Genomic DNA, 8990 nt, shown 5'->3' on the forward strand with positions numbered 1-8990 from the left:
GACGCGTGTGGTCCACCCCATCGAGGAGGAGTCCTACCGGCGGCTGCGCGCCCGCCTGGACACCTCGCACTTCCCGCCGCTGACCCGGGCGGTGGCCCGCGGCCCCCAACCAGCAGGGCCGCCCGGCTCCGGCCGGTGCGGGCGCGGGTGCCGGTCAGGCGCCCGGTGCCCCGCAGGGTCTGCAGGCCGCGGGTATGAACGCCGCGCAGGGGCAGGACGCCTTCGGCGGCCGTCCCCCGGTGCCGCCGCAGCGCGGCAAGCGCAAGAGCAACGGCAACGGCAACGGCGACGACGGTCAGGGCCGTCGTCCGCAGCTGCCGCCGCGCGGCGGTGCGCGGGCCGAGCTGCCGGGCGGCAACCCGGGGCCCCGCACGCCCAGCTGGAGCGACGAGAACGCGCAGCCGCCGGTGCCCCGTGCCTCGCTGGACGCCCCGCGCGGCCACGAGGAGCCGGGCTCGTCCCGGACGCCGCACTTCGGCGACCAGCAGGGTCCCGGCGCGACCGCCGAGATGCCGGCGATCCCCCGGCACGGCGAGCCCCAGGGCCCCGGCGCCACGGCGGAGTTCGCCCGCCCCGACTTCGACGCCCCGGCGCCGCTCCGCGACGACCCGCAGAGCACGGGCCAGTTCGCCCGGCCCGCCGCGGACCCGTACGGCCGCGACGGTGTGAACGCCCCGCACGACGACCAGTTCGCGCGGCCCGAGCCGGCCGCCCCGCGGCACGACGGCGGGCAGTTCGTGCGCCAGGACGTCTTCGGCGGGCAGCCCGGCCACCAGGGCCCGAACGGCGCGGCCCCGGCCGGCCAGTTCAACGGCGCCCAGGGTTACGGCGACGGCGCGAACGGACAGCAGACCGGACAGCACCGTCTGCCGGGCCGTCAGGACCCGGCGGCCACCGGGCAGTTCGAGCGTCCGCAGGCGAGCGGCACCCACGCGGCCGGCGACTTCGGCGCCCCGCGTCCGCCGGCCCCGCAGCAGCGTCCGGCTCCGCAGGACCCGGGTCACGGGACCCCGGCCCAGCAGCGGCCGGCCGACGGCTGGGCCCTGCCGCCCGCCTCCGGCCCCGGCGACGGACGCACCCCGCTGTACGACACGCTGGAGACCAACTGGTTCCACGGCGACCGGGGGGCGGCGGACGACAACGCCCCCGCGCCCGCCGCCGAACCGCAGGCCCAGCCCCAGACCCCGGCGGCCCCCCAGCGGCCCGCCGGCGCCGCCTGGCGCAGCTCGCCGAACGACGATCTCGTCCGGCAGGCCGAACGCGTCCGGCAGCCCGCGGCCGGTGGTGTCACCACCTCCGGTCTGCCGCGCAGGGTGCCCCGGGCCAACCTGGTCCCGGGCACGGCTCAGCAGCAGTCGCACCAGAACGGTCCGCAGGTCTCGCGCGCGCCCGACGACGTGCGCGGCCGGCTGACCAATCTCCGTCGGGGAATCGCACAGGGCCGCCAGGCCGGTACCAACCAGACCGGCAGCCACCCGCGGCCCACTCACCAGCAGGAGCGTTAGTTGAGCCCGATGAGCCAGGCGGCACAGAACCTCAACTGGTTGATCACGAATTTCGTGGACAACACCCCGGGGGTGTCCCACACCGTCGTCGTGTCCGCCGACGGACTCCTTCTGGCGATGTCGGAAGGCTTCCCGCGCGACCGCGCGGACCAGCTCGCTGCGGTCGCCTCGGGGCTGACCTCGCTGACCGCCGGGGCGTCCCGGATCTTCGAGGGCGGCAACGTGGCCCAGACGGTCGTGGAGATGGAACGCGGGTTCCTCTTCCTCATGTCCGTCTCGGACGGCTCGTCCCTGGCCGTGCTCGCGCACCCCGAGTGCGACATCGGCCTCGTCGGCTACGAGATGGCGCTGCTGGTCGACCGCGCGGGCGCGGTCCTCACCCCGGACCTGCGCGCCGAACTGCAAGGCAGTCTGCTCCACTGATCGGCCCCGGCACCACCCGTCTCACCAAATCACCGTCCGGCCGCCACAATCCCCCCACCGGCCCTGTCCGACGGCACGACTGACCGACCTGCTGTCCCGCCCGGAGGATTCATGACCCCGCCCACCGCCTCTCATGATCCGTACGCGGAGCCGTACGAGGACGAGGGCGACCAGCCGCTGGTACGTCCGTACGCGATGACCGGCGGCCGGACGAGGCCGCGCTACCAGCTCGCCATCGAGGCGCTGATCAGCACCACGGCCGACCCGGCAGCGCTCATGGGGCTCCTCCCCGAGCACCAGCGCATCTGCCACCTGTGCCGCGAGGTGAAGTCGGTGGCGGAGGTCTCCGCACTGCTGTCCATGCCGCTGGGCGTGGCCAGGATCCTGGTCGCCGACCTCGCCGAGGCCGGGCTCGTCGCCATCCACCAGCCGGGCGGCGACGAGAACAACGGCGGTGCGCCGGACGTGACACTGCTCGAAAGGGTGCTCAGTGGACTTCGCAAGCTCTGACGGAGGCCGGGCGACCACCTCCGCGAAGATCGTGGTGGCCGGCGGCTTCGGCGTCGGCAAGACCACGTTCGTGGGCGCCGTCTCCGAGATCAACCCCCTGCGCACCGAGGCCGTGATGACCTCGGCCAGCGCCGGGATCGACGACCTCACGCACGCCGGCGGCAAGACGACCACCACGGTCGCCATGGACTTCGGCCGCATCACGCTCGACCAGGACCTGATCCTCTACCTGTTCGGCACGCCCGGTCAGGACCGCTTCTGGTTCATGTGGGACGACCTGGTGCGCGGTGCCATCGGCGCGGTCGTCCTGTGCGACACCCGCCGGCTGGCCGACTGCTTCCCCGCGGTGGACTACTTCGAGAACAGCGGTCTGCCGTTCGTCGTCGCGCTCAACGGCTTCGACGGCCAGCAGCCGTACACCCCGGACGAGGTGCGCGAGGCGCTGCAGATCGGCCCCGACACCCCGATCATCACCACCGACGCCCGGCACCGGGCCGACGCCAAGAGCGCGCTGATCACACTGGTCGAGCACGCGCTGATGGCACGTCTGCGGTAGGTTCCGGGCCGGAAGATCCAAGTCGGCAGGGAACTACGGCAGTTGTCGTAGACGTCCGGGAGCCGGCTGTGTCCTTTGACACGGTCGGCTCCGACGTTCATAACGTTTCGGCAGAGGAATCGGGTGGTACCGACACACCTCGCGGTCGATCGGTGTCGCTGCGCGCACGAACGGCCCGTCTTTTGGCGGGCCTCGCTCTTTATGACCGTTTTATCTGGGGCTTACATCACGTGTAACCCCCTCGTTCCACTGTTTGGAAGAGCGCAGGTCGTCGTGCTGGAATGCGAGAACTGCCCAATGGTCAAAGACGTACTCAGCAGTAGCACGTACTCGATGACGGACTGGGCGCTGATACACAGCGGCACGACGTAGGTGCCGACCGCCGAGAGGTTGTTGGTCGAGTGAGGCGAAGCAATAACGGTCCCGAGCCATCGGCCCGGGGCAACTTCACCCCGCCGCCGCGCGCAGCGGCGCCCGCCCCCGTGCCCGCTGCGGAACCTACGGCCGAGTCCGCCTCGAGCGGCGGCCGTTTCTCCCCGCGCAACTGGCGGGTGACCACCCGGCTGAACGCGATCCTGCTCATCCCCGTGCTGGTCGGCCTCGTCATGGGCGGCTTCCAGGTGAAGAGCTCGATCGACACCTGGCAGGACGCCGAGGACGCCGAGAGCACCGCCCGCCTGGTGCGCGCGTCCCTCGGTTACGCCAACGCCCTCTACAACGAGCGCGACCTCACCGCCGCGCCGCTGCTGCAGGGCAAGGGCGAGAAGGACGAGGCGGTCGTCAAGGCCCGCAAGGCCACGGACGAGGCCGCCGACACCTTCGACGCCGCCGCGCAGGACATGCCCGGCAAGGCCGGTCTGGAGCGCCGGCTGAAGGTGTTCCGCGAGCAGGAGCCCAAGCTCCAGACGCTGCGCACGACCGCCTACACCTCCAAGCTCAAGGGCGTGGAGACCGAGGAGGGCTACACCGGGATCGCCCACCCGCTGATGGAGTTCGCCAACGAGCTCGGTCTCGGCACCGGCAACATCACCTCCTACGGCCGTACGGTCTACGCGATCTCGCTGACCAAGGCCGCGCTCTCGCTCGAGCGGTCCATCGGCATGCACATGCTGGTGAAGCCGGGTCCGGAGCCGGGCCACCTCGCCAGCCAGCGGGTCGCCCTCTCGTCGTACGCCTACCTCGAGCGCATCGCCATCGAGGAGTACATCGGCGGCGGTACCGATGCGGACGCGCAGAAGCTCGAGGACGCCGAGGCGAAGCTCAAGGAGGACGGGGCGGCCATGGCCAAGGAGGCCAAGGCCAAGGACCCGGACTACGTGCCGCCGCCGGCCAACCCCACCACGATGATCTCCGAGCTGGCGGGTCTCGACTCCACGGACGCCGACGCCCGCGCCGCGCTGGCCGCGCAGGGCATCACGCCGGAGAACTGGTGGGCGGTCAACACCCTCAAGTTCGACGCCTACGAGAAGATCGAGACGGACCTGGCCGACAAGGCCGTGGACGAGGCGTCCACCATCGCCGACGACGCCGAGCAGGACGCCTACATCACCGGCGCCGCGGTCGTGATCGCGCTGCTCGCCGCGTTCATCCTGGCCGGCATGGTGGCCCGCCAGATGAGCCGCTCCATGCGCCAGCTGCGCAACGCCGCCTTCGGCATCGCCGAGCAGCGCCTGCCGATGCTGGTCGACCAGCTCTCCCGCACCGACCCCGGCCGGGTCGACACCCGGGTGGCCCCGATCCCGATCAGCTCCACCGACGAGATCGGCGAAGTCGCCCGCGCCTTCGACCAGGTGCACCGCGAGGCGGTCCGGCTCGCCTCCGAGCAGGCCCTGCTGCGGGGCAACATCAACGCGATCTTCACCAACCTGTCGCGGCGCAACCAGTCGCTGATCGAGGGCCAGTTGAGCCTGATCACCGACCTGGAGAACAACGAGGCGGACCCCGACCAGCTGGAGAACCTCTTCCGGCTGGACCACCTCGCCACCCGTATGCGCCGCAACGGCGAGAACCTCCTGGTCCTCGCCGGCGAGGAGCCGGGCCGCCGCTGGGACCAGCCGGTGCCGCTGGTCGACGTGCTGCGCGCCGCCTCCTCCGAGGTGGAGCAGTACGAGCGCATCGAGCTGTCCGGCGTGCCGGAGGCCGAGATCCACGGCCGTGCCGTGACCGACCTCGTGCACCTGCTGGCCGAGCTGCTGGAGAACGCGACCACGTTCTCCTCGCCGCAGACCAAGGTCCGCGTCACCGCGACCCGGCTGCCCGACGGCCGCGTCATGGTCGAGATCCACGACAAGGGCATCGGCCTGACCGCCGAGGACTTCGCGGACATCAACCACAAGCTGGCCAACCCGCCGACCGTGGACGCCGCGATCTCGCAGCGCATGGGCCTGTTCGTGGTCGGCCGGCTGTCCGACCGGCACGGCATCCGCGTCCAGCTGCGCCCCTCGGGCGAGCAGGCGGGCACCACCTCGCTGGTCATGCTCCCGGACGCCATCACGCACGGCGGTGGCGGCGAGCAGCAGATGCAGCGCGACGAGTTCACCGTCTCGCAGATCATCCCGGAGCAGAACTTCCGGGGCGAGAGCTTCGGCCAGGTCGGCCAGCCCATGCGGACCGCCGCGGAGCTCGGCTTCGACGACAGCCGCTACAACGAGGTCCCCGACGACATCCGCGAGCTCGACCCCGTCGGCCGCTCCCTGATGCGCGAGGAGCGTCGTGCGGCCCTGGAGGCCCAGGCGCAGCCCGAGCTGCCCGGTCCGTCGGACCCCGACGGCCGTGAGGGCTCCGACAACGCCGGCTACCAGGACCAGTTCACCGGGCAGCAGCCGGTCTACGGCCAGGGCCAGGACGGCTACCAGGACCAGCAGACCGGTGGGTACGACCAGCAGTCGGCGTACGCCGATCAGCAGCAGGCGTACGAGGAGCCGCAGCAGGCGTCGTACGACGAGCAGTACTACGCGCCGAACGGCGGTCTGTCCCAGGACGACGGCTACGCGCGCAACGGCGCCTACGCCGACCCGTCCTACGCGGAGCCGAACGGGCACCAGCCGGACGGATCCGGCGCCCAGGAGCCCTACTCGGCCTTCGAGCAGCGCCGCTACCAGGACGACTGGCCCCAGCAGGACGGTTACCAGAACGGCTACCAGGACCAGTACCCTGCGGATGCTCCCGAGGCGGAATCGGCGCAGGCCGCTGACGTGGCCGACGCCGACCGCGTAGGCTTCGACCGTCCGGGACCGGCCTCCTCGGCCGCCCACCAGCTCACGGACGCCGGCCTTCCGCGCCGCGGTTCCACCGCGAGCGGTCAGGGCGACGCGAGGCTCGTGGACCACGAGGCACCGGCCTCGGCGCCGGCGGCGGAGGGCCCCGACGACTGGCGCTCGGCCAACGACGAGCGCTGGCAGCAGGCCTCACAGCTGCGCAAGCCGAAGGCGGGCGGGGTGACCTCCTCCGGCCTGCCGCGGCGGGTTCCCAAGGCCAACCTGGTCGAGGGCGCCGCCGAAACCACGCCCCAGGGGGGCCCACAGGTCTCCCGCGCCCCGGAGGACGTCCGGGGCAGGCTGAGCAACCTGCGACGCGGCGTCCAACGAGGCCGCACCGCAGGCAGTGAATCGAACGGCCAGGACACAAGGAATGAACACCGTGGTCCTGACAGCACCTACAACCAGGAGCGTTAGTGTGAGCCCGATGAGCCAGGCGGCACAGAACCTGAACTGGTTGATCACCAACTTCGTGGACAACACCCCGGGGGTGTCCCACACGGTGGTGGTCTCCGCCGACGGACTCCTTCTGGCGATGTCCGAAGGGTTCCCGCGCGACCGCGCCGACCAGCTCGCGGCCGTCGCCTCCGGTCTGACCTCGCTGACCGCCGGTGCCTCGCGCATCTTCGAGGGCGGCAGCGTGAACCAGACGGTTGTGGAGATGGAGCGGGGATTCCTCTTCATCATGTCCATCTCCGACGGTTCCTCGCTCGCGGTTCTCGCACACCCGGAGGCGGACATCGGCCTCATTGGGTACGAGATGGCCCTTCTGGTGGACCGTGCCGGCACGGTTCTGACGCCCGATCTGCGGGCCGAGCTCCAGGGCAGCCTTCTCAACTAAAGGACAGACGGTGCGTTTTGGCGTCCCGTGGCCGTAAAGTTTCGGGACGCGGCTCCACAGGGATGGATGCCAGGCACAGTCGGAGGAGGAGAAAGTGGCAACACCCCCAGGCGGTCCGTCTTCGGGCAACTGGTCGTACGGCCCTGCACAGGGCCAGAACGACGGCTCGGCGAACGGGTACGGCTTCCCCTCCGCCCCGAGCCACCGGCAGCCGTACGCGCCGCAGGGCCCCGGCCCTTCGCCGTACGACCAGCCGCAGGCTCCGCGCATCCAGCCCGTGCAGCCGCAGCGCCGCACCCCCGAGGCTGCGCCCGCGGGCGCCTCGAACAACCCCCTGGTGCGTCCGTACGCCATGACGGGCGGCCGCACCAGGCCGCGGTACCAGCTCGCCATCGAGGCACTGGTGCACACCACTGCGCAGCCGCACCAGATGCAGGGCCAGCTGCCCGAGCATCAGCGGATCTGCAACCTCTGCCGGGAGATCAAGTCGGTGGCCGAGATCTCGGCCCTGCTGACGATCCCTCTCGGCGTGGCCAGGATCCTCGTCGCCGACTTGGCGGAGGCGGGCCTGGTCGCCATCCATCAGCCCGGCGGCGACGAGAACGCCGGCGGCCAGCCAGACGTGACACTGCTCGAAAGGGTGCTCAGTGGACTTCGCAAGCTCTAGCGGAGGGCCTTCCCGCTCCACCACGTCCGCGAAGATCGTGGTGGCGGGCGGTTTCGGCGTGGGCAAGACCACGTTCGTCGGCGCCGTCTCGGAGATCAACCCGCTGCGCACAGAGGCCGTGATGACGTCCGCGTCCGCGGGCATCGACGACCTCACCCACACGGGGGACAAGACGACCACCACGGTCGCCATGGACTTCGGCCGCATCACGCTCGACCAGGACCTGATCCTCTACCTGTTCGGCACGCCCGGTCAGGACCGCTTCTGGTTCATGTGGGACGACCTGGTGCGGGGCGCCATCGGCGCCGTCGTGCTGGTCGACACGCGGCGTCTGGCCGACTGCTTCCCTGCGGTCGACTACTTCGAGAACTCCGGGCTGCCGTTCGTCATCGCCCTCAACGGGTTCGACGGGCAGCAGCCGTACAACCCGGACGAGGTCCGGGAGGCGCTGCAGATCGGCCCCGACACGCCGATCATCACGACGGACGCGCGGCATCGTGCGGACGCGAAGTCGACGCTGATCACTCTCGTGGAGCACGCCCTGATGGCCCGCCTGCGGTAGGGCTCCGCCGCAGCCTGCGGGCACCCGCCGCCTGTCGCCGTCCGGCGCATCCTGTGCGCACCCGCCGCAGCCTGCGGGCATGCGTGCCGCCTGGGGCGGCACGGGTGGGCGCAGGCGGCACCCCGTTTCGCCGGGCTGCGACATCGCCCCCTGCGGCCACTGGGCTGCGGGGGGCTGTTTCGTTGCCGGGTGCGGGTGCGTCGTGGCTGGTCGCGCAGTTCCCCGCGCCCCTTAGGGCGTTCCCCGGCCCGGCGTTGGGCAGTTCCCCCGAGTCTGGGTGAGTCACCCAGAGCAGAGGTTGCGTGCATGCGTAGAGGCCCCCTCCTACCCAGGAGGGGGCCTCTACGCGTGTGGGGGCGTCAGCGCCAGCTGTGGGGGGCCCGGAAGCCCGGCTCGCGCTCCAGGCGGCGCCAGCCGGCTCGGACGCGGCCGCCGCCGTGGGCCGGGGCGATCTCGGCGGGGCGGGCGGCGGCGCGGGCCAGCAGGAGGGCCGTGATGGCGGCGACCTCCTCGGGCTCGGCGTGGCCCTTCTCGACGCGGATGTCGGCAGTGGACATGGGCATGGCTCCTCGGGTCACTGCGGCGGGTTGCCGTGCTTGCGGGAGGGCAGGTCGGCGTGCTTGGTGTGGAGCATCGCCAGGGAGCGGATGAGGACCTCGCGGGTCTCGG

The 8990-nt window shown here is 71.7% G+C and carries 9 protein-coding genes; 8 read left to right on the forward strand and 1 reads right to left on the reverse strand.

Annotated elements, in window-relative coordinates:
• The first annotated feature begins 194 nt into the window (after window positions 1–194).
• The 8 genes from AB0E77_RS33895 to AB0E77_RS33930 all read left to right on the forward strand — a co-directional run bounded on the left by AB0E77_RS33895 (window position 195) and on the right by AB0E77_RS33930 (window position 8321).
• Window positions 195–1505: a hypothetical protein gene (locus AB0E77_RS33895; protein WP_361578773.1), complete on the forward strand. Its 1311-nt coding sequence runs from the start codon at window positions 195–197 to the stop codon at window positions 1503–1505.
• Window positions 1506–1514: 9 nt separating this feature from the next.
• Window positions 1515–1928, forward strand: a complete 414-nt coding sequence (locus AB0E77_RS33900) for a roadblock/LC7 domain-containing protein (protein WP_003973453.1) — start codon at window positions 1515–1517, stop codon at window positions 1926–1928.
• Window positions 1929–2039: 111 nt separating this feature from the next.
• Entirely contained in the window at window positions 2040–2438 is a 399-nt protein-coding gene (locus AB0E77_RS33905) for a DUF742 domain-containing protein (RefSeq protein ID WP_003997626.1), read from the forward strand.
• A complete protein-coding gene (locus tag AB0E77_RS33910; protein ID WP_161164401.1) occupies window positions 2419–2994 on the forward strand; it encodes an ATP/GTP-binding protein in 576 nt (191 codons plus the stop codon). Before AB0E77_RS33905 ends, AB0E77_RS33910 begins: the two co-directional genes overlap by 20 nt.
• Before the next feature lie 401 nt (window positions 2995–3395).
• Entirely contained in the window at window positions 3396–6668 is a 3273-nt protein-coding gene (locus AB0E77_RS33915; RefSeq protein WP_361578776.1) for a nitrate- and nitrite sensing domain-containing protein, read from the forward strand.
• 10 nt (window positions 6669–6678) lie between these two features.
• Entirely contained in the window at window positions 6679–7092 is a 414-nt protein-coding gene (locus tag AB0E77_RS33920) for a roadblock/LC7 domain-containing protein (RefSeq protein ID WP_004983065.1), read from the forward strand.
• A gap of 94 nt (window positions 7093–7186) precedes the next feature.
• Complete coding sequence (locus tag AB0E77_RS33925) at window positions 7187–7759, forward strand: DUF742 domain-containing protein (RefSeq protein ID WP_361578779.1); 573 nt, start codon at window positions 7187–7189, stop codon at window positions 7757–7759.
• Window positions 7740–8321 (forward strand): ATP/GTP-binding protein, encoded by a 582-nt coding sequence (locus tag AB0E77_RS33930; protein ID WP_026243582.1) that lies wholly within the window; start codon window positions 7740–7742, stop codon window positions 8319–8321. Before AB0E77_RS33925 ends, AB0E77_RS33930 begins: the two co-directional genes overlap by 20 nt.
• Before the next feature lie 359 nt (window positions 8322–8680).
• Here AB0E77_RS33930 and AB0E77_RS33935 read toward each other — a convergent pair whose 3' ends face one another.
• Window positions 8681–8878, reverse strand: coding sequence for an acyl-CoA carboxylase epsilon subunit (locus tag AB0E77_RS33935; RefSeq protein ID WP_361578782.1), 198 nt, complete (start codon window positions 8876–8878; stop codon window positions 8681–8683).
• Window positions 8879–8990 lie beyond the last annotated feature (112 nt).

The organism is Streptomyces sp. NPDC032940 (genome assembly GCF_040636935.1).
Classification (GTDB): Bacteria; Actinomycetota; Actinomycetes; order Streptomycetales; family Streptomycetaceae; genus Streptomyces.

Coding starts and splice junctions, on each gene's coding strand:
- AB0E77_RS33895 (WP_361578773.1), top strand. CDS start 195: ATGAACGCCGCGCAGGGGCAGGACGCCTTCGGCGGCCGTCCCCCGGTG.
- AB0E77_RS33920 (WP_004983065.1), top strand. CDS start 6,679: ATGAGCCAGGCGGCACAGAACCTGAACTGGTTGATCACCAACTTCGTG.
- AB0E77_RS33900 (WP_003973453.1), top strand. CDS start 1,515: ATGAGCCAGGCGGCACAGAACCTCAACTGGTTGATCACGAATTTCGTG.
- AB0E77_RS33935 (WP_361578782.1), bottom strand. CDS start 8,878: ATGTCCACTGCCGACATCCGCGTCGAGAAGGGCCACGCCGAGCCCGAG.
- AB0E77_RS33905 (WP_003997626.1), top strand. CDS start 2,040: ATGACCCCGCCCACCGCCTCTCATGATCCGTACGCGGAGCCGTACGAG.